The organism is Exiguobacterium sp. N5 (assembly GCF_025842465.1).
Lineage (GTDB): Bacteria > Bacillota > Bacilli > Exiguobacteriales > Exiguobacteriaceae > Exiguobacterium > Exiguobacterium profundum.
In genome coordinates, this window is record NZ_JAPAEP010000007.1 from 23,594 (window position 1) to 43,700 (window position 20,107).

Consider the following 20,107-nt stretch of genomic DNA (forward strand, 5'->3'; position numbering starts at 1 on the left):
TATGGGTTATACAATCACGGTGGTCGGACTCGGGTCTGGTGAGTTGAATCAATTGCCGCTCGGTGTGTACCGCCATTTAAAGCAGCAACCGCTCGTCTGGTTGCGCACAAAAGAACACCCTGTCGTTCAAGAGTTAGAAGCGGAAGGACTCGTGTTCGAATCATTTGATTCGGTCTATGAATCGAGTGATACGTTTGAAGAAGTATACGACCAGATTGTCGAGACGTTATTGAGTAAAAGTGAAGAAATGGCGATCACATACGCCGTACCGGGCCATCCGTTCGTAGCGGAACGGACCGTCGAACTATTGGTGGAACGCGGTGCCGACCTTCATGTACTCGGTGGTCAAAGTTTCCTCGATGCCATGTTCCAGGCGCTCCGGATCGACCCAATCAATGGATTTCAACTGCTCGATGCGACCGCACTCGACCTTGAACGTTTGCAGGTGACCCAACATGTGCTTATCGGGCAAGTGTACGATGGATTCGTGGCGGGTGATGTCAAAGTGCAATTGATGGAACGGTATCCAGACGACCATCCCGTCACCCTTGTGACGGCTGCCGGTACGACGCAAGAACGGATTGAGCACATTCCGTTACTCGAAATGGACCGGACGGCGGAAGTGAACAACTTGACGACGCTCTACGTTCCGCCGCTCGTGGATGAATCGTATTTGGCGAAGGATTTTGCGACACTCAAACAAATCATCGCAACGCTTCGAGGACCAGACGGGTGCCCGTGGGATCGTAAACAGACGCATACGTCACTTCGCAAGTATCTATTAGAAGAGGCGTATGAGTTGATTGAAGCGATCAATGCAGAAGACGATGATGCCATCATCGAAGAACTCGGTGACGTCTTGCTCCAAGTGATGTTGCATGCTCAAATCGGAGAAGATGAGGGCTATTTCGATATTCGTGACGTAATCGGTTCTATCAGTGAGAAGATGGTGCGCCGCCATCCGCACGTCTTTGGCGATGTCACCGTCGAAGATGCCTCTGACGTGGTGAAAAACTGGAATGCGATTAAACAGACGGAAAAAGGGGAAAAGAAACAATCGCAACTCGATGGTGTTCTCGTCGACCAACCTTCATTGATGCGAGCGGAGCAACTTCAAAAGAAAGCGGCTCACGTCGGATTTGAGTGGGATGACGTATCCGGTGCCTTCGAAAAACTTGAAGAAGAGTTAAAAGAATGGCATGAAGACCTAAGTGATGAATCGGAACTTGGGGACGTATTGTTCTCCATCGTGAACATCGCGCGATACGTTGGGCTGAATGCCGAGCAAGCATTAGAACAGACGAACCGAAAGTTCAAACGTCGATTCGAGTATGTGGAAGCGAACGGTGACCTTCACCAGATGACACTCGAACAGATGGATGCGCTTTGGAACGAGGCAAAGGAGAAAGGTTTATGAGACTAGATAAGTTTTTAAAAGTGTCACGTCTAATCAAGCGTCGCACGTTGGCAAAAGAAGTGGCGGACCAAGGACGAATTCAACTGAATGGGCAAGTCGCGAAGGCGAGTACAGAAGTCAAAGTCGGAGATGAGTTACAAATTCGCTTCGGAAACAAACTCGTCACGGTCGTCATCGATTCAATCGCAGAACATGCACGTAAAGAAGATGCGAAAGAAATGTATCGTTTACTTAAAGAAGAGAAGATGGACGGTAGTATCAACTCATAAAAAAAAGTATACTTAATGTATTAAGAGGAGGGGGATGAGGCGATGAACGGACGTAATCCGATGGATCGACAACGACGTATTCGAGCGCTAGATGAGCGTAGAGAACAGCTAGAAAAAGATACACATCGCCGACGAGTTCATCTTCGACGTCGTTTGGCGGCAGCCTCTCTCCTGTTTTTATTTGTCATGGTGTTGATTGGACAGAGTTACTTCTCGAAAGTGGGGTACGTATCGGACCAGCAACAAGCCTACGCACAAGCGAAAGTGGAGTTACGTGAACAGCAGGCCGAACAGGATGAGTTGAAAGAGCAAGTGGAACGGTTGCAGGATGAGGATTATATCGCGAACTTAGCGCGAAACGAACTGCTTTTCTCTAAAGATGGAGAGATTATTTTCTACTTCTCCCCAGAGGAATAAGTCGGTTCGTTGACCGTTAGGGAAACGACTCGTATAATTAGAAAGAATCAATCAAAAAAGGAGTACATTATTTTATGTCAATTGAAGTAGGAAGCAAGGTACAAGGTAAGGTTACAGGGATTACGCATTTCGGAGCGTTCGTCGAGCTCCCGAATGGCAAGACAGGATTAGTACACATCAGTGAAGTGGCAGACTCTTACGTCAAAGACATTAACGAAGTGTTGACAGTCGGTCAAGAAGTCACGGTAAAAGTGTTGAACGTCGAAAATGATGGGAAAATCGGGTTGTCCATCAAGAAAGCAGTCGACCGTCCTGTAAGCGAACGTCCTGAGCGTCCTGAGCGTCCAGCTGGTGAGCGTTTCTCTCGTGGCCCACGTCCAGGTGGCCCAGGTCAAGGTGGTCCACGCGGTGGTGGCGGTCCACGCGGTGGCGGCGGCCCACGTGGTGGTGGTCGTCGTGAGCAACGTCGTGAACCAGAAACATTCGATACATTGATGAGTAAATTCTTGAAAGATAGCGACGAGCGTCTTTCGACGTTGAAACGTCAAACAGACTCAAAACGCGGTGGACGCGGAGCCAAGCGCGGGTAATCCTTCGTATACCAATTAGCTTCTACTCGTAACCATAGAGGTCTTGTAATGAGACGAGCCATGAACATTTTTGTTTATGGCTTTTTTTCTGTTAAAAAATTTTATAAAAAACAACTAAAAGAGTTGCTTTTTTTCGAGGAAGAGAGCAAAATAGGGAACATGAAAAAATAGTTATGTTTTATAAGTGAAGGTGGAGAGAAAAAATGAATGGATGGAAACTGTGGACGGCGGAGTGGCGAAGTATCCTTAAGAACCCACGTGTGTTGATTCCGATTCTCGCAGTCGCACTCGTACCGTTAATGTACGCCGGTATGTTCTTATGGGCTTTTTGGGATCCGTATGGACAGATGAAAGATTTGCCGGTCGCCATCGTCAATGAAGACAAAGGGGCAACGTTTGAAGGAGAGTCGCTTGCGATTGGAGATGACCTCATTGATAAGCTGCTGGATTCGGAGGCGTTCAAGTTCGTCGAAACGACGAAGAAAGAAGCGGAATCTGGACTGAAAGACCATGACTACTACATGGCGATCGAGATTCCAAAAGACTTTTCAGAAAAAGCGACGACTGCTTTAGATGAACATCCGGAGCAACTCGAACTGAAGTATATCGCAAATGAATCGTATAACTTCTTAGCCGCACAAATCGGTGGTTCCGCGATGGAACAAGTCAAAGCGGAACTGTCGACCGAAGTCTCGAAACAGTATGTCAGTGCGTTGAAAGACGGATTGAATGATGTGGCAGACGGACTTGGTGAAGCCGCAGATGGTGCAGCGACACTTGCGGACGGCTCAACGTCAGCAAAAGACGGTGCCGTCAAGTTGGCGGACGGGACGAAGCTTCTCGCTTCGAAACAACGTGAGCTCGCGGATGGAGCAAGCCAATTAAACGATGGGATGACTCAGTTGGCCGATGGTTCATCTGAACTCGCGGATGGGACGAAGCTTCTCGCTTCGAAACAACGGGAGCTCGCGAATGGAGCAAGTCAATTACGTGATGGTGTTTCGCAATTGGCTGATGGCTCATCTGCACTCGCGGATGGCAGTCAACAAGTGTACGAGGGCTCAGCCTCACTTGCGGACGGGGTCCATCGTGTCAGTGAGGGCGCTTCTGCCTTACAAGGCGGAACGAGCCAACTCGTTGACGGAACAGGGGCGTTCGCATCGAAACTAGATGAACTACACACAGGTGCGAAGACGTTGAACCAAGGTGTTCAAGACCTTGCTGCCGGAATCGAGCGCTCAAAAGAGGGGGCATCTGCATTACAGGATGGTGCCACAAAACTCACAGGAGCGTTGACTCAGGCGAAGGAAGGAAACGCGGCACTTGTCGCGGGTCAAACAGACGTGGTCAATGGGATCGGACAAATGAAGTCTGAATTGACTGCGAAACAAGATGAGTTGATTGGACAATTGACAGCACTCGCTGAGTCGGGTCAATCGGCATCACCTGAAATGCTTCAAGCCATCGCTGCACAACTGAGCGAAGGGAAGCAAGAGACGGCGGCCGGGTTTGATCAACTATCCGCTGGTGCTGCAAAAGTGAAAGAAGGACAGGTCGCACTTGGTGCAGGTCTTGATCAGGCAGGTACAGGTGCAAACAAACTGTCGACTGGACTTTCTGACTTGAGTGCCGGTCAAACGAAATTAGCCGAAGGTGCGAACGCGTTGGCAAGTGGTTCAAGTCAAATCGAGCAAGGTACGCAAACGGCGGCCGATCGTTCCCAAGAACTTGTGTCAGCGAGTGCGAAGCTCAATCAAGGCGCGACACAACTTCAAGATGGGACAACTGAACTCGCCGCTGGAAGTGACAAGCTTGTAGACGCGACCGGACAGTTGTCTGAAGGTAGCGAAAAGCTTGCGGATGGAGCGAAGAGCGCAAGCACCGGTACAAGTGAATTGGTGAATGGTGCGAATCAGTTAGCGGATGGTGGTCAAAAGCTGCAGTCAGGAAGTCGTGAACTGGCCGAAGGCGCGAAGAGTGCCGGAGCCGGAACGAGCAAGCTGACGGATGGCGCGAATCAGCTCGCGAATGGTGGAGAAGAACTTTCAGACGGTAGCGGTGAACTCGCTGACGGCATGAAGGAGCTCGCATCAGGTAGCGATGAACTTCGTGACGCCTTAGTGAAAGGTGCGAAAGACGCAGACATCGGTTTAACGGATGACAACGTCGAGATGATGGCCGGTCCAGTGTCGCTCGTCGACAACTCGATTCACGAGGTGCCTAACTACGGTACTGGATTCGCTCCATACTTCATGTCACTCGGACTTTTCGTTGGAGCACTCCTTCTCTCGATCGTTTATCCGTTATACGATCCAGCAGGACGTCCGAAACGTAGTCTTTCGTGGGTATTGTCGAAATCTGGTGTCCTCATGGTCGTCGGATTCCTGCAAGCCTTGATTCTCGATGTGGCGATGGTGCAACTGCTCGGTCTTGAAGTGAGCGAACCATTGAAATTCTTCGGTTTCAGCTGGTTGACGAGCATCACGTTCCTCTTTATCGTACAGTTGCTCGTGACAACACTCGGAAACCCTGGACGTTTCGCGGCAATCGTCTTGTTGATTTTACAATTGACGACGTCAGCCGGGACGTTCCCGCTTGAATTGATTCCAAGAGCATTGCAACCGTTCAATGCACTGCTTCCAATGACATATACGGTTGCCGGATATAAAGAAATTTTATCGGCAGACGGTGCGCAGTACTTGCAGACGGCGACAACCTATTTAGTATTTGTGGCTGCCGGATGCTTTGCCTTACTATGGGCATACTTCCGCATTGCATGGAAGAAAAAATATCGTCAAGTCGCATCAGAAGCATGATGTAAAAACGGTACAAAATCGTGTATAGTGGTTAAGACGACACTATGCACGATTTTTTTCTTAAAAAATATAAAAAAAGAATTGACACTCGAATGGTGACTGGTTATTATAGAAAATGTGCTTAGGACACAACAATAACATGGCGGTGTAGCTCAGCTGGCTAGAGCGTACGGTTCATACCCGTGAGGTCGTGGGTTCGACTCCCTCCGCCGCTACCATTTTATTTAGGCCCGTTGGTCAAGCGGTTAAGACACCGCCCTTTCACGGCGGTAACACGGGTTCGAATCCCGTACGGGTCACTTAACCTAAGCGTAAAGAAGCCATCTCAATCGAGATGGCTTCTTTTGTTATATCAAGGAGGGAATTCATGAAAAAGGTACTCGTCGCTGTGTCCGGTGGAGTCGATTCCATTGTCTTGTTGGACCGTCTCGTCAAGCAAGGATGGGATGTGGGGGTAGCGCACGTCCATCATGGCTTACGAGAAGCATCAGATGAAGAGTACACGTTCGTCGCGCACGTAGCGGCATCCTATCAAGTCGCGTTTCATGGGACGCACCTCCATTTTCAAGAAGGAGCGTCACAGGCTCATTACCGTAAAGCCCGTTATCACTTTTTTGAAGACGTCATGAATGAACATGGATATGATACACTGGCCACGGCTCATCATGCGGATGATGTATTGGAGACGGTGCTCATTCAACTTCACCGAAACGTGATCGAAGTGAAAGGAATTCCCGAGAGAAGAGTGTTCGGACGTGGGACGTTGATCCGTCCTTTATTAAAAGAAACAAAGGCGCAACTCATCGAGTACGCTAGGAAGAACGAACTTGCCTGGAGGGAAGATGCCACCAATCAGGAAGTGACCTATTTACGGAACCGGATCCGTCACGAAATCATTCCGAGGCTGAAACAAGTGTGGCCGACAGTCGTTGACGATGTATACGATACGGCGAAACAGGTATACGCTGAATGGGACAGGCGTTACCAATCATGTGAGCAATGGATTGAAGCAAACGTAGAGCTTGGAATGAAAGCGTTTCATGTGAAACTTGATGAATTCAATCGCTTATCCTCGCTTGAACGGTATACGGTCGCTCGCTTGCTATCCCGTCGCTATGGGGTAGAGGTCAATGAGGCGCTTGAGAAGCTAAGGACAAGTCAAAAGGATACCGGGACCTACCACCTGTCGGGTGAGTGGTTCATGATGAAGCAGAATAGGGTACTTAATCTTGTACAACGTTCAGCAGAAGCGTCACTTCATCCCATTCAGGTCGAGTCGTTGCCGGCTGTCGTTCAATTTGGAAAGCGCACGGTTTCGCTGTCCATCGAAGAAGGGCGAGAAGGTATTCCACTAAATGAAATCACTTGCCCGTTGACGATTCGTTCGCTCGCTCCGGGGGACCGGATGAAGTTGAACGTGGGGACAAAAAAAGTGTCCCGCATCCTAATCGATGAAAAGGTTGAGCGAACCATTCGACCGACTCTCCCGTTGCTTGAGGACGCCTCGGGGCGGATTCTCGCGATTGTCGGGGTAAGAGTTTCAGAATTTCTAGACAAGTCGGATGCGATTTGCCCACGATTAATGGTAAAATGATGATTGTGTCGAAACAGAAAGAGGAGGATTTCAAGATGTCATTGATGAACGATATGGAGAAAATTTTAATCTCACGTGAAGAGATTCAAGAAAAGGTGAAAGAACTCGCTGGAACATTGAGCGAAGACTATAAAGAAGAGTTCCCGCTTCTCGTATGTGTATTGAAAGGCGCGATGCCATTCATGTCGGACCTCGTCAAAGAAATGGACATCCATTTAGAGATGGATTTCATGGACGTGTCGACATATCATGGAGGAACTTCTTCGACAGGTGAAGTGAAAATCGAGAAAGATTTAAATACATCTGTAGAAGGACGCGACATCTTGATTGTAGAAGATATTATTGATAGTGGATTGACGCTTGGTTACCTCGTCGATCTTCTTAAATACCGTAAAGCGAAGTCTGTGAAGATTGTCACGCTTCTCGATAAGCCGACTGGCCGTAAAAATGGTTTATCAGCAGACTATAGCGGTTTCGTGATTCCACACGAATTCGTTGTCGGCTACGGTCTTGATTACGAAGAGAAATATCGTAACCTTCCTTATGTCGGTGTGCTCAAACCGAGCGTTTACGGGGGCTAACGTTTTTCTTTTGAAAATGTGACGTGGTAAGATAAAGGAAATCCCCAAAGTATAGGCATATACTGAATGGGCGAGAACATCGTTTCTCGGAATAGGAGGCAAAGAATGAATCGTGCAGTGAAAAACACATTGGTTTTTGGTGTGATTTTCCTAGCCTTGATCTTGTTCCTTCAATATTTGCAGAATCCGAATAGTCAGAGTGAAACGCTCTCGTATTCGAAATTCTTAGAGTATGTGGAAGATGATCGGATTGAGACGGCAACCGTACAAGAAATCCCGGGGGCTATCTCGATTACAGGCGATCTTACAGGAGATGAAGACCAACGTTATGAAACAAACATTCCAGCGAACGAAGCGGAATATGCGGATGTATTAACGCAGCTTCGAGCGAATACGGATATTCAAATCGAGGAGGCTGAATCCAACAGTAGCTGGTTCAGCATCGTCTTCGCGATTTTACCGTTCATTATCATCTTCATCTTGTTCTTCTTCTTGTTGAACCAAGCGCAAGGTGGTGGCGGTGGTGGTCGTGTGATGAACTTCGGGAAATCGAAGGCGAAACTATACGACCAAGAGAAACGTCGCGTCACATTCAAAGATGTGGCTGGGGCGGACGAAGAGAAGCAAGAACTCATCGAAGTCGTTGAATTCTTGAAAGATCCTCGTAAATTCTCGAAACTCGGCGCACGTATTCCAAAAGGGGTCTTACTCGTAGGTCCTCCAGGGACAGGTAAAACACTCTTGGCTCGTGCGGTAGCCGGTGAAGCCGGTGTTCCGTTCTTCTCGATCTCAGGTTCGGACTTCGTTGAGATGTTTGTCGGGGTCGGGGCGTCACGTGTTCGTGACTTGTTCGAAAACGCGAAAAAGAATGCGCCATGTATCATCTTCATCGATGAAATTGATGCCGTCGGTCGCCAGCGTGGTGCCGGTCTCGGTGGTGGACACGATGAGCGTGAACAAACATTGAACCAACTTCTTGTTGAGATGGATGGATTTAGTGATAACGAAGGGATCATCATGGTTGCGGCGACAAACCGTCCAGATATCCTTGACCCGGCCCTCCTTCGTCCAGGTCGTTTTGACCGTCAGATTACGGTCGATCGTCCGGATGTTAAAGGGCGCGAAGAAGTATTGAAAGTCCATGCGCGCAACAAGCCACTCGATTCGACGGTGGACTTGAAGTCGATCGCACAACGTACGCCTGGTTTCTCTGGGGCAGACTTGGAGAACCTCTTGAACGAAGCGGCACTCGTTGCGGCACGTTCGAACCGTACAGCCGTTTCAGTTGTCGATGTGGAAGAAGCGATTGACCGCGTCATCGCAGGTCCTTCGAAGAAGAGCCGCATCATCTCTGAAAAAGAGCGCAACATTGTTGCATATCACGAAGCAGGTCACACAATCATCGGTCTCGAGCTTGAGAATGCGGATGAAGTACACAAAGTGACGATCGTTCCACGCGGAAACGCGGGCGGATATGTCGTCATGCTTCCGAAAGAAGATCGTTACTTCATGACAAAACCTGAACTCGAAGACAAGATTGTCGGTCTTCTTGGTGGTCGCGTCGCCGAAGATGTCATCTTTGGAGAAGTGTCGACTGGAGCGAGCAATGACTTCCAACGTGCAACTGGTATCGCACGTAAGATGGTCATGGATTACGGGATGAGCGATAAACTCGGACCGCTCCAGCTCGGTTCAAACCATGGCGGACAAGTCTTCCTTGGTCGTGATTTCCAGACAGAGCAGAACTACTCGGATGCGATTGCGCAAGAAATCGATTTGGAGATTCGAGACATCATCAATCGCTGTTACGCGAAAGCGAAGCAGATTTTGACAGATCGTCGCGAAGATCTCGAACTCGTTGCGAAGACGTTGCTTGATGTCGAGACGCTTGACTCGAAACAGATTCGTCATTTGATCAAGACACGAGAATATCTCCCGCATGAGCCGGAAGAGGACGTGGATGGATCGACGGATGCGGATGACGCAGCGAAGAAAGATGATGCAGCCGTTCAACACGGTCAAGTCGTCGATCAACCTGAAGTTGTCCAAGACAGTCAGCGGGATGTCGTACCTGAAGGCGATAAGCCAGAAGCGACACCGACAGAACGTCCGAATAACGAATCACGTTAATGAAAAAGACGAATGCCCTTGACGAGGCATTCGTCTTTTTTCGTGTTATAATTCGAGCGAACTGCAATTGACAACAAAGTGAGGAACTATATCATGATTTTAGTGATTGATGTTGGAAATACAAATATTGTTCTCGGGATGTACGATGGAGATCATCTCGTACACCATTGGCGCATCTCAACGGATCGTACAAAAACGACCGACGAGTACGGCATGCTGGTGAAATCGCTATTCGATCATTCGAACGTCTCGTTCGACCAGGTCGAGGGAGTGATCTTATCCTCTGTCGTACCTCCTGTTATTTTCCCACTTGAACAAATGTCGCAACGATACTTCAATGTACGTCCAATCGTTGTGGGACCAGGTGTGAAGACAGGGTTGGACATTCACGTCGAGAACCCTCGCGAAGTCGGGGCCGACCGAATCGTTAACGCGGTGGCTGGAATCGCCAAGTATGACGGTCCGCTCATAATTGTTGATTTTGGAACGGCAACCACGTATTGTTACATCGATGAGAAACGTCGTTACCATGGCGGAATCATCTCACCAGGTATCATGATCTCAGTGGAGGCACTCTATCAGCGTGCCGCGAAACTACCTCGGATTGAATTGGCGACTCCGGCGACAGTCATTGGGAAGAACACGATTCAAGCGATGCAATCGGGAACATACTATGGATATGTGGCCCAAGTGGACGGTATCGTGAACCGGATGAAGCGAGAAGTCGGTGAAGCGACTGTCATTGCAACGGGAGGGCTGGCGCGATTGATCAGTGAACATGCAGAGACGATCGACCATGTGGATTCGTTCCTGACACTCGAAGGCCTCCGTCTCATTTACGAGCGCAATCAAAAGTAAACTAAAGGAGTTAAATCATATGATTCATACAGAACAACAAGCATTACTTGACCAGATGAAGGATGACTATCTCGTTCGTGCCCTCGGTTTTAACGGAGAGGTTCGTGCCTTTGCCGCACGCACGACAAAAACGGTATATGAGACGCAACTTCGTCATCAAACGACACCGGTTGCTTCAGCTGCCCTCGGACGGACGATGACAATCGGTTCGATGATTGGAGCGATGCAAAAAGGTGCAGCGCGTGTCACGCTTAAAGTAGAAGGTGATGGTCCAATCGGGAAAATCATCGTGGACGCAGATACAGCAGGAGATGTTCGTGGATATGTGTCATACCCGCGTGTCGATGGCGGCACATTCGTCAACGAACAAGGAATGACGAAATTGAAAGTCGGCGAAGCCGTCGGGAAAGGGACCATCTCTGTCATTAAAGACTTAGGCTTGAAAGACTATGTCGGTGGTTCTTCAGAGATTCAAACGGGCGAAATCAGTGAAGACTTCACGTACTATTTCGCGACATCTGAGCAAGTGCCGTCAGTCGTCGGAGCGGGTGTCCTCGTCTTACCGGAAGATGAATCGATTCTTGCGGCAGGCGGAATCATCGTCCAGCTGCTCCCGAACGCTTCTGAAGAGACGGTACAAGCGCTCGAAAAAGCACTTCAGACGTTCCCACCCGTATCTGTTTTGATCGGGGAAGAGAAAACGCCAGAAGAAATGCTTCAATTACTCCTTGGCGATAGCCTTGATGTCCTCGACACGAACCCGATCCAGTTCAACTGCACATGCAGCCGTGAACGAATGGAAAGTGCCATTATCGGTCTCGGAAAAGAAGAGATTCGTCAGATGATTGAAGAAGATGGTGGAGCCGAAGCCGTATGTCATTTCTGTGGCGAAAAGTATCATTTCTCAGCGGAACAGTTAGAGACGATGAAAGTTCAGGCGCAGGCGTAAGCAACGTTCCAAATTGCATATTTTCAATTCGATAGGGTATGATAACAATATCGGAATAGTCGGAATTATGAAGGAGGAAATGCAATGCGTATCGTAAACTCAGTAACAGACTTGATTGGAAAGACTCCGATTGTGAAATTGAACGGAATGACTAGACCAGAGGATGCCAACGTGTATCTGAAGCTCGAATATATGAACCCGGGATCAAGCGTCAAAGACCGGATCGCCCTCGCCATGATCGAAGCGGCCGAAAAAGACGGTATCTTGAAGCCAGGTGATACAATCATCGAGCCAACAAGCGGAAACACGGGCATCGGGCTCGCGATGGTCAGTGCCGCAAAAGGATATAAAGCCATTCTCGTTATGCCTGAAACGATGAGCATGGAACGCCGAAACCTCCTTCGTGGATACGGGGCCGAATTGATTTTGACACCAGGACCTGAAGGGATGGGTGGGGCGATTCGTCGCGCTACTGAAGAAGCCGAGAAACATGGCTACTTCCTCCCGCAACAATTCAATAACGCAGCCAACCCGAACGTTCATGAAATGACGACGGGACCTGAGATTGTGGAGGCATTTGAAGAATCAGGACTTTCAGTCGACGCTTTGATTGCCGGAGTCGGGACAGGCGGTACCATTACTGGCGCAGGTAAAGTCGTGAAGGCGAAGTACCCGGACGTAAAAATTCTCGCCGTTGAACCGGTCGATTCACCTGTCTTATCAGGCGGGAAGCCGGGACCTCATAAGATTCAAGGGATTGGGGCTGGATTCGTTCCATCAATCCTCGACACGGAGATTTATGAAGGGGTTCTTCAAATCACGACAGAGCAAGCGTTCGAATACGCTCGTCAGGCGGCACGTACGAACGGTGTCCTCGGTGGTATCTCTTCAGGAGCTGCCATTGCGGCAGCGCTTGATACAGCGAAACGTCTTGGTAAAGGGAAAAACGTATTGGCGATTATCCCGTCAAACGGTGAACGTTACTTGAGCACACCGCTCTATCAGTTTGATGAAGAGTCAAACGAGAGTCGCGTATAACATTTCAGGCAGTAATCGAGAGACATTCTCTTTCGATTGCTGCCTTTTCTTGTGTACAATAAAAGGCATGAATGAATAGACGGAGGAATGACATGTGAGATCGACTGCGTTCAGAACAAAGCGGATGACGAAAGAGAAGATGTATGAGGCCTACATGACGTTGACAGCGGATCAACCGTATCATGCATGGTTAGAGAGTGGGAGAGCGGGACGGTATACGATTGCGGGAATCGAGCCGTTCGGTCGCTTTCATGTAAAAGACGGTGTCGGACTCTTGCAAGTGGGCGATACGACCGAAACGCTATACGGAAAGCCGCTTGAGCTCGTCAGTGAGGTGCGGAAGCGATTTGAGGCCGAGCGTCCGGAAGGGGCTCCTCCTTTCTTTGGTGGCATGATCGGGTATGTCAGTTATGATGTGGCCCGGACGATTGAACGTCTCCCTGAGCAAGCGGAGGATGATTTGTCGACACCAGACGTCTCGTTTCTTCTGTTTGATGAGGTGGCGGTGTTCGATGAAGTGGATTCGACTCTGTACTTGATGGTGACGGCGAAGGAAGGTGCAGAACGTAAGGCGGACCGATTGGCGGCCATGTGGAACGTCGAGTCGCATTACGCGTTCAAGCCGACAGGGCAGTCATCGGTAGAGCGATCGCGCTCCATGTCCCAGGAAGAGTTTGTTGAAGCGGTCAAACGGATTCAGTCCTATATCGTAGAAGGGGACGTGTTCCAAGTGAACTTGAGCGTTCGGCAGTCTGAACCGCTTCTCGCTGACCCGCGTCGTGTATATGATACGTTGCGACAAATGAATCCATCTCCTTATATGGGCTATTTCGTGGACGACGCTTTGACGATGGTCTCCGCTTCACCAGAGTTGTTGCTTGAAAAACATGGAACCGACATTTCGACGCGCCCGATCGCGGGTACGCGTCCACGTGGCAAAGATGATGTGGAGGACCTAGAGTTGGCGAACACGTTGCTTGAAAACGAGAAAGAGCGAGCAGAACACGTCATGCTCGTCGACCTCGAACGGAACGACCTTGGCAAGGTGGCGGCATATGGCAGCGTTCATGTTGATGAATTGATGGTGATTGAGAAATACTCACACGTACAACATATCGTCTCGAACGTACGGGGTACGATTCGGGATGAAGTATCAGGAGCCGAAGCGCTGGCAGCGATGTTCCCAGGCGGCACCATCACCGGCGCCCCGAAAATTCGAACGATGGAAATCATCGAAGAACTCGAACCAGTTCGCCGGGGACTCTACACCGGTTCATATGGATGGTTAAGTTGGAATGACGACCTTGTCTTCAATATCACGATTCGAACGATGGTCGTGAAAGACGGAATCGCATACGTTCAAGCGGGAGCAGGTATCGTGATTGATTCGGATCCGGTCTCGGAATATGAAGAATCCCTGTCCAAAGCGAAGGCGCTATGGGCGGCGAAACACATGACGGAGGAAACGACATGATTGTATTGATCGACAACTATGACTCATTTACGTATAACTTGGTGCAATATTTCGGTGAACTCGGTCAAGAACTGGTCGTGTATCGAAACGATGAAGTCACGATTCAAGAGATTGAGGCGCTTGCCCCGAGTTATCTTGTCATTTCGCCGGGACCTTGCACTCCGAATGAGGCGGGAATTAGCATCGAGGCAATCCGAGCGTTCGCAGGTCGTATCCCGATTTTAGGGGTTTGCCTCGGACATCAGGCGATTGCGCAAGCGTTCGGCGGAGAAGTCGTCCATGCGGAGCGGCTCATGCATGGAAAAACGTCGAAGATTCAACATGACGGTAAATCGATTTTCAAGGAGATTCCACAACAGACGATTGTGACCCGTTACCATTCGTTGGCCGTGGAGCGTTCGTCGTTACCAGAGTGTCTAATGGTCACTGCAGAGACGGAGACTGGAGAAATCATGGCACTCCGTCACCGAACGCTTCCGATCGAAGGGGTGCAATATCACCCTGAAGCGATTTTGACTGAGCATGGGAAGGAAATGATTCGAAACTTTATCGAGGAGTATCGTCATGTGGTATTGGCATAACGGAGAGTTAGTCGAGCGTGAGAAGGTGTTGATCCCGGTTGAAGATCACGGTTTCTTGTATGGAATGGGCTTGTTCGAGACGTTCCGTACATATGAATTCGTCCCTTTCCTGTTCGATGCCCACTGGGAGCGCTTGATAAAGAGTCTCGATGAGCTGTGGATAGACTTCCCGTTTACGAAAGAAGAAATCGGGACGGCGATTCAGCAACTGTGCCGTCAAAATGATGCACCCGACCTCTATATCCGCTTGAACGTGTCGGCGGGGGTTGCACCACTTGGTCTCTATGCGGGGCGTTATGAGACACCGAACGTCACGTTGATCGTCAAACCGCTCTCCTCAGAAGTCGTACCACAGGAAAAGCGAGTCGAACCGATCCCGTTTCCGAGAAGTCGTCCTGAAGCAGCTTTTCGCTTAAAATCGCATCATTACATGAACAATATCCTTGGGAAACGGACCTTACAAGACCAGAGTGCTGAAGGACTATTTGCGGACGAGCATGGATGTGTAGTGGAAGGGCTCGTGTCGAACATTTTTTGGGTCGGTCCAGATGATAGGTTATACACGACTCCGCTCTCGAGCGGAGCACTCGCAGGTGTGACGCGACAATGGGTGATGGACCATTTCTCTGTAGTCGAACAACCCGTGACATTTGAAGAATTGACTGCAGCGAAAGAGATTTGGATGACGAATTCAATCCAACAAGTCGCTCCGGTGACGCATTATGGAAATCTGAGATACCCCGGTAAAGACGGGGTACGATTTAACAAAGTGTGGGCGAAACTCGTTCGCTCACTTGGTTAGGAGGCGGAAACATGACGAAAATCATGGGTATTTTAAACGTGACCCCGGACTCGTTTTCGGATGGGGGACGGTATACGGCAATCGAGGAAGCTGTACGACATGCGAAACAACTCGTACAAGAAGGTGCCGATGCGATTGATATCGGTGGAGAATCGACAAGGCCGGGCGCAGTACTTGTTTCCGAGGAAGAAGAGATTGAACGTGTCGTCCCAATCATCCGTCGACTAAAAAACGAAATCGATGTCCCGATTTCGATTGATACGTATAAGCCGATGGTGGCGAGAGCGGCAATCGAGGCCGGTGCGACGATCATCAATGACGTATGGGGTTCGAAATGGGGAGACCGCTCGATGGCACGTGTCGCTTTCGAATGTGGGGTTCCCATCATTCTCATGCACAACCGAACAGACCGGGACTACCATCATTTCATTGAAGATGTGGTTAGCGATCTACAGGAATCAATTGAGATTGCACATGCGGCAGGCGTAAGGGATGAGCACATTTGGTTAGATCCGGGCATCGGATTTGCGAAAGACGTGGCGCAAAACCTTGAACTCATGAATCATCTCGACGTGATCACACGTCTTGGGTATCCGGTTCTGCTCGGCACGTCGCGTAAGTCGTTTATCGGGCTTACGCTCGATTTACCGACAGAGGAACGGCTCGAAGGAACGATTGCGACGACGTGTCTTGGCATCATGAAAGGGTGCGACTGGGTGCGCGTGCACGACGTCAAAGCAAACGCCCGTGCTGCGAAGATGATGGATGCGATGATTGGGGGGAACGGACATGGATAAAATATTTGTGAACGGGATGCGTTTTTACGGGTATCATGGGGTGTTTGAAGAAGAAAACCGTCTCGGTCAACGGTTTCACGTGGATTTAATGTGTGAACTAGATCTCGCGCCTGCGGGACGTTCGGATGACTTGAACAATGGGGTCAGCTATGCCGGCTTGTATCAATTGACGGAAGATGTTGTGACGGGAGAACCGGTCAATTTGCTGGAAACACTCGGAGAACGCATCACGACAGCCGTGTTGGCGCATAATGAGTTGATTCAACGTGTGACGGTTAAAGTCATTAAACCGGACCCACCCATCCCGGGACACTATGACTCAGTGGCAATCGAGATGACAAGGGGACGGACGTTATGATTTATATTGCATTAGGCGCGAACATCGGGGAGCGGGCCGCGCAATTGTCTGCGGCAATCGATGAGATGGAGCGAGCAGGTCTCCACGTCACGAAACAGTCGTCGGTCTATGAGACGGCTCCTGTCGGATATACAGAGCAACCTTCGTTTTTTAATATGGTGGTCGAAGTCGAGAGTCGCCAATCCTCGGACGAACTGCTCAAAACGCTTCAACAGATCGAACAACGATTAGGACGGGAACGTCTATTTAAGAACGGACCGCGTACCATCGACCTTGACATCCTCTTTTATAATGGGGAAGATATACAATCAGAACACTTAACGGTTCCGCATCCGCGCATGCAGGAACGTGCATTTGTTCTTGCCCCGTTAGCGGAGATCGCGCCAGAACTCGTCGTTCGAGGACGGACGGTCGCCTCTTGGCTTGAAGGGTTATCAATGACGGACCGCCAAGATGTTGTCCGGTTACAGTTGCTTACGAATTTGGTGAAATGAAGGATGTGTTGTCTTGACAGGCTTTAAGATTGGAAACATAGAGATTAAAAACCGTGCAGTCCTCGCGCCGATGGCCGGCGTGACCAATCCCGCTTTCCGTTTGATTGCAAAAGAGTTCGGAGCGGGACTCGTCTGTGCCGAAATGGTTAGCGATAAAGGAATCTTGCTCGAGAACGCTCGGACGATGCGCATGCTATACGTCGATGAACGAGAGAAACCGCTCAGTTTACAAATCTTCGGCGGTTCGAAAGATACACTCGTCAGAGCGGCGCAGTACGTCGACCAAAACACCAACGCGGATATCATTGATATCAACATGGGTTGTCCCGTACCGAAAGTGACGAAGTGTGACGCAGGGGCGAAGTGGTTACTCGACCCGGATAAAGTATATGAGATGGTGAATGCCGTCACGAATGTCGTCGAAAAACCGGTCACGGTGAAAATGCGCCTTGGTTGGGACGATGATCACATCTTTATTTTGGACAATGTGAAGGCGGCTCAGACAGGTGGAGCGGCAGCCATTGCCATTCATGGACGTACGCGTGCCCAACAATATGAAGGAACCGCGAATTGGGACTGGATTGGCGAGGCGAAGAAAGTCGCGACCGTACCGATTATAGGGAACGGGGACATTGCCACACCACAAGACGCGAAGCGTGTCATTGACCAATATGGCGTGGATGCCGTCATGATTGGACGTGCGGCACTTGGGAATCCGTGGATGCTCTATCAAACGGTCCAGTACCTTGAAACAGGGGAGCTCCCGCCGGAACCAGAGGCGCGTGAGAAAATCGACATCTGCATGCTTCATCTCGACCGGTTGAGTGCAATCAAAGGTGAGCTGACAGCCGTACGCGAAATGCGTCAACACGCGGCCTGGTATTTGAAAGGGTTGAAAGGCAGTGGTCCGATTCGCAAACAAATCAACGAAACGGAATCGCGCGAAGCGTTCGCGGCGGTCCTTTATGGATTTGTGGACCAACTCGAACGACAACTGTCAGAAGTGTGAACTAGTGAAAAGAACTAATTTATGGTAAGCTTGTTTGGCGAAAAAGTGCACCACAACGAATGAACGGCTTCGGCTGTGCTGTTGGCCATCGGGTCGACAGTTTTTTGTTAGAGAGAAACCCAATATGGATAGAGGAGTGAATGGAATAGTGAGCCACGAGTTAGAAATGAATGATCAAATGCAGGTTCGTTTTGAGAAGATGACCGATATGCGTGAGCGCGGTCTCGACCCGTTCGGTCACCGCTTTGATCGTTCTGCACACGCAGGTGAATTACATGAGCAGTATGAATCAATTGAAAAAGAGGCTTTGGCTGAACAAGATGTAGAAGTCACATTGGCTGGACGCATCATGACGAAACGTGGAAAAGGGAAGGTTTTCTTTGCCCACATTCAAGATGTGACAGGTCAAATTCAAATTTACGTTCGCAAAAACGATGTCGGGGATGAGCCGTTTGACTTATTCAAGTCTTCAGACCTCGGTGACATCGTCGGTGTGAAAGGGAAGCTCTTTAAAACGAACGTTGGTGAGCTTTCGATTCACGTGGAAGAGTTTGAATTATTGACGAAGGCGCTTCGCCCGCTTCCGGACAAATACCATGGATTAAAAGACGTGGAACAGCGCTATCGCCAACGCTATCTTGATTTGATTACAAACCAGGACTCGCGTCAGACATTCATTTTGCGTAGCCGCATCATTTCGGAGATTCGCAACTTCTTAAATCAAAAAGGATATTTAGAAGTGGAAACACCGATGTTACACACAATCGCGGGTGGAGCAGCGGCGCGTCCGTTCTTAACGCATCATAATGCGTTGGATATGGAACTTTATATGCGTATTGCCATCGAACTTCACTTGAAACGCTTGATCGTTGGTGGACTCGAGCGCGTGTACGAAATCGGACGTGTATTCCGTAACGAAGGGATCTCTACACGTCACAACCCTGAATTCACGATGATCGAATTGTATGAAGCCTATGCAGATTACAACGACATCATGGATTTGACGGAAGAATTGGTTGCGCACGTAGCGAAAGAAGTACTCGGTTCAACAGATGTGCAGTATGGTGAAGATACAATTCATCTTGGCATCGGTTGGAAACGTGCACATATGGTCGACCTTGTTAAAGAAGAGACAGGTGTCGATTTCTGGCAACAAATGTCCGATGAAGAAGCACGTGCTCTCGCAAAAGAACACGGTGTAGAAGTACAAGATCATATGACGTTTGGTCATATCGTGAATGAATTCTTCGAGCAGAAAGTAGAAGAAACATTGCTTCAACCGACATTTGTCACAGGACATCCGGTTGAAGTATCACCATTGGCGAAGAAGAATGAAACAGATCCACGCTTCACGGATCGTTTCGAGCTATTCATTGTTCGTCGTGAACATGCGAATGCCTTCACGGAGTTGAATGACCCAATCGATCAACGTGAACGCTTTGAAGCACAGTTGCTTGAAAAAGAAGCGGGGAACGATGAGGCGCACGAACTCGATAACGATTTCCTTGAAGCGCTTGAATATGGTATGCCGCCAACGGGTGGGCTTGGAATCGGGATTGACCGTCTCGTCATGTTATTGACGAACGCGCCTTCAATCCGTGACGTTCTTCTTTTCCCAACGATGCGTCATCAACAATAATCAATTAAGTGGTCGGATCATACGTGAGTATGATTCGGCTTCTTTATTTTTGATAGCCTCGAAACGCATAGGTATGCCGTTAAACAGAAGGGATACTAAAGATATAAAACTTTTTTAAAAAAACTTTTACAAAACCCCTTGCGTTAATGAGAGGTGTACGGTAAAGTAATAAACGTTGCCGCTGATGGCAGCGGAAAAGAAATAAAAAAGTGGTTGACAACTGTGTCGATGACTTGTATTATTTTAAGAGTCGCCAAGAGCGGCAGACGAACTTTGAAAACTGAACGATGAGGC

At 49.2% G+C, this 20,107-nt stretch carries 19 protein-coding genes and 2 tRNA genes; all 21 read left to right on the forward strand.

Going from position 1 to position 20,107, the window contains the following annotated elements; genetic code table 11:
* Position 1: 1 nt before the first annotated feature.
* The 21 genes from mazG to lysS all read left to right on the forward strand — a co-directional run bounded on the left by mazG (position 2) and on the right by lysS (position 19,813).
* On the forward strand, positions 2 to 1,417 hold the full coding sequence (gene mazG, locus OKS35_RS15055; RefSeq protein ID WP_264093409.1) for a nucleoside triphosphate pyrophosphohydrolase: 1,416 nt from the start codon (positions 2 to 4) through the stop codon (positions 1,415 to 1,417).
* A complete protein-coding gene (locus OKS35_RS15060) occupies positions 1,414 to 1,686 on the forward strand; it encodes an RNA-binding S4 domain-containing protein (RefSeq protein ID WP_012727726.1) in 273 nt (90 codons plus the stop codon). The genes mazG and OKS35_RS15060 overlap by 4 nt, the downstream gene beginning before the upstream one ends.
* A gap of 42 nt (positions 1,687 to 1,728) precedes the next feature.
* Entirely contained in the window at positions 1,729 to 2,103 is a 375-nt protein-coding gene (locus OKS35_RS15065) for an FtsB family cell division protein (protein ID WP_012727725.1), read from the forward strand.
* 74 nt (positions 2,104 to 2,177) lie between these two features.
* Positions 2,178 to 2,693: a S1 domain-containing RNA-binding protein gene (locus OKS35_RS15070; protein WP_264093410.1), complete on the forward strand. Its 516-nt coding sequence runs from the start codon at positions 2,178 to 2,180 to the stop codon at positions 2,691 to 2,693.
* A gap of 203 nt (positions 2,694 to 2,896) precedes the next feature.
* Complete coding sequence (locus OKS35_RS15075) at positions 2,897 to 5,509, forward strand: YhgE/Pip domain-containing protein (RefSeq protein ID WP_264093411.1); 2,613 nt, start codon at positions 2,897 to 2,899, stop codon at positions 5,507 to 5,509.
* A gap of 141 nt (positions 5,510 to 5,650) precedes the next feature.
* Positions 5,651 to 5,727, forward strand: a tRNA-Met gene (locus tag OKS35_RS15080).
* Positions 5,728 to 5,736: 9 nt separating this feature from the next.
* A tRNA-Glu gene (locus tag OKS35_RS15085) sits at positions 5,737 to 5,808 on the forward strand.
* Positions 5,809 to 5,876: 68 nt separating this feature from the next.
* Entirely contained in the window at positions 5,877 to 7,103 is a 1,227-nt protein-coding gene (gene tilS / locus OKS35_RS15090) for a tRNA lysidine(34) synthetase TilS (RefSeq protein ID WP_214758720.1), read from the forward strand.
* Between the two features lie 41 nt (positions 7,104 to 7,144).
* Positions 7,145 to 7,684 carry a hypoxanthine phosphoribosyltransferase gene (gene hpt / locus OKS35_RS15095; RefSeq protein ID WP_214689640.1) on the forward strand — a complete coding sequence of 180 codons (540 nt, stop codon included), beginning with the start codon at positions 7,145 to 7,147 and terminating at the stop codon, positions 7,682 to 7,684.
* Positions 7,685 to 7,789: 105 nt separating this feature from the next.
* Positions 7,790 to 9,814 (forward strand): ATP-dependent zinc metalloprotease FtsH, encoded by a 2,025-nt coding sequence (ftsH, locus tag OKS35_RS15100; RefSeq protein WP_264093413.1) that lies wholly within the window; start codon positions 7,790 to 7,792, stop codon positions 9,812 to 9,814.
* Positions 9,815 to 9,907: 93 nt separating this feature from the next.
* The gene (locus OKS35_RS15105) at positions 9,908 to 10,672 is read left to right on the forward strand and encodes a type III pantothenate kinase (RefSeq protein WP_251307020.1); all 765 of its coding nucleotides are present in this window, start codon (positions 9,908 to 9,910) and stop codon (positions 10,670 to 10,672) included.
* 19 nt (positions 10,673 to 10,691) lie between these two features.
* A complete protein-coding gene (gene hslO / locus OKS35_RS15110; protein WP_012727718.1) occupies positions 10,692 to 11,621 on the forward strand; it encodes an Hsp33 family molecular chaperone HslO in 930 nt (309 codons plus the stop codon).
* Positions 11,622 to 11,705: 84 nt separating this feature from the next.
* Positions 11,706 to 12,659, forward strand: coding sequence for a cysteine synthase A (gene cysK / locus OKS35_RS15115; protein ID WP_264093414.1), 954 nt, complete (start codon positions 11,706 to 11,708; stop codon positions 12,657 to 12,659).
* A gap of 94 nt (positions 12,660 to 12,753) precedes the next feature.
* Complete coding sequence (locus OKS35_RS15120; protein WP_078145925.1) at positions 12,754 to 14,133, forward strand: anthranilate synthase component I family protein; 1,380 nt, start codon at positions 12,754 to 12,756, stop codon at positions 14,131 to 14,133.
* The gene (pabA, locus tag OKS35_RS15125; protein WP_078145924.1) at positions 14,130 to 14,714 is read left to right on the forward strand and encodes an aminodeoxychorismate/anthranilate synthase component II; all 585 of its coding nucleotides are present in this window, start codon (positions 14,130 to 14,132) and stop codon (positions 14,712 to 14,714) included. Before OKS35_RS15120 ends, pabA begins: the two co-directional genes overlap by 4 nt.
* The gene (locus OKS35_RS15130; protein ID WP_264093416.1) at positions 14,698 to 15,516 is read left to right on the forward strand and encodes an aminotransferase class IV; all 819 of its coding nucleotides are present in this window, start codon (positions 14,698 to 14,700) and stop codon (positions 15,514 to 15,516) included. The genes pabA and OKS35_RS15130 overlap by 17 nt, the downstream gene beginning before the upstream one ends.
* Before the next feature lie 11 nt (positions 15,517 to 15,527).
* Complete coding sequence (gene folP, locus OKS35_RS15135) at positions 15,528 to 16,313, forward strand: dihydropteroate synthase (RefSeq protein WP_214758724.1); 786 nt, start codon at positions 15,528 to 15,530, stop codon at positions 16,311 to 16,313.
* The gene (folB, locus tag OKS35_RS15140; RefSeq protein ID WP_078145921.1) at positions 16,306 to 16,671 is read left to right on the forward strand and encodes a dihydroneopterin aldolase; all 366 of its coding nucleotides are present in this window, start codon (positions 16,306 to 16,308) and stop codon (positions 16,669 to 16,671) included. The genes folP and folB overlap by 8 nt, the downstream gene beginning before the upstream one ends.
* Complete coding sequence (gene folK, locus OKS35_RS15145) at positions 16,668 to 17,165, forward strand: 2-amino-4-hydroxy-6-hydroxymethyldihydropteridine diphosphokinase (RefSeq protein WP_078145920.1); 498 nt, start codon at positions 16,668 to 16,670, stop codon at positions 17,163 to 17,165. The genes folB and folK overlap by 4 nt, the downstream gene beginning before the upstream one ends.
* Positions 17,166 to 17,235: 70 nt before the next feature.
* A complete protein-coding gene (gene dusB / locus OKS35_RS15150) occupies positions 17,236 to 18,174 on the forward strand; it encodes a tRNA dihydrouridine synthase DusB (protein ID WP_371328160.1) in 939 nt (312 codons plus the stop codon).
* Between the two features lie 148 nt (positions 18,175 to 18,322).
* Positions 18,323 to 19,813, forward strand: coding sequence for a lysine--tRNA ligase (lysS, locus tag OKS35_RS15155; protein WP_078145918.1), 1,491 nt, complete (start codon positions 18,323 to 18,325; stop codon positions 19,811 to 19,813).
* Positions 19,814 to 20,107 lie beyond the last annotated feature (294 nt).

What these genes read in the sequence shown, in the direction of transcription:
- mazG (WP_264093409.1), top strand. Translation starts at nt 2, where the DNA reads ATGGGTTATACAATCACGGTGGTCGGACTCGGGTCTGGTGAGTTGAAT.
- OKS35_RS15060 (WP_012727726.1), top strand. Translation starts at nt 1,414, where the DNA reads ATGAGACTAGATAAGTTTTTAAAAGTGTCACGTCTAATCAAGCGTCGC.
- OKS35_RS15065 (WP_012727725.1), top strand. Translation starts at nt 1,729, where the DNA reads ATGAACGGACGTAATCCGATGGATCGACAACGACGTATTCGAGCGCTA.
- OKS35_RS15070 (WP_264093410.1), top strand. Translation starts at nt 2,178, where the DNA reads ATGTCAATTGAAGTAGGAAGCAAGGTACAAGGTAAGGTTACAGGGATT.
- OKS35_RS15075 (WP_264093411.1), top strand. Translation starts at nt 2,897, where the DNA reads ATGAATGGATGGAAACTGTGGACGGCGGAGTGGCGAAGTATCCTTAAG.
- tilS (WP_214758720.1), top strand. Translation starts at nt 5,877, where the DNA reads ATGAAAAAGGTACTCGTCGCTGTGTCCGGTGGAGTCGATTCCATTGTC.
- ftsH (WP_264093413.1), top strand. Translation starts at nt 7,790, where the DNA reads ATGAATCGTGCAGTGAAAAACACATTGGTTTTTGGTGTGATTTTCCTA.
- OKS35_RS15105 (WP_251307020.1), top strand. Translation starts at nt 9,908, where the DNA reads ATGATTTTAGTGATTGATGTTGGAAATACAAATATTGTTCTCGGGATG.
- hslO (WP_012727718.1), top strand. Translation starts at nt 10,692, where the DNA reads ATGATTCATACAGAACAACAAGCATTACTTGACCAGATGAAGGATGAC.
- cysK (WP_264093414.1), top strand. Translation starts at nt 11,706, where the DNA reads ATGCGTATCGTAAACTCAGTAACAGACTTGATTGGAAAGACTCCGATT.
- pabA (WP_078145924.1), top strand. Translation starts at nt 14,130, where the DNA reads ATGATTGTATTGATCGACAACTATGACTCATTTACGTATAACTTGGTG.
- OKS35_RS15130 (WP_264093416.1), top strand. Translation starts at nt 14,698, where the DNA reads ATGTGGTATTGGCATAACGGAGAGTTAGTCGAGCGTGAGAAGGTGTTG.
- folP (WP_214758724.1), top strand. Translation starts at nt 15,528, where the DNA reads ATGACGAAAATCATGGGTATTTTAAACGTGACCCCGGACTCGTTTTCG.
- folB (WP_078145921.1), top strand. Translation starts at nt 16,306, where the DNA reads ATGGATAAAATATTTGTGAACGGGATGCGTTTTTACGGGTATCATGGG.
- folK (WP_078145920.1), top strand. Translation starts at nt 16,668, where the DNA reads ATGATTTATATTGCATTAGGCGCGAACATCGGGGAGCGGGCCGCGCAA.
- dusB (WP_371328160.1), top strand. Translation starts at nt 17,236, where the DNA reads ATGGCCGGCGTGACCAATCCCGCTTTCCGTTTGATTGCAAAAGAGTTC.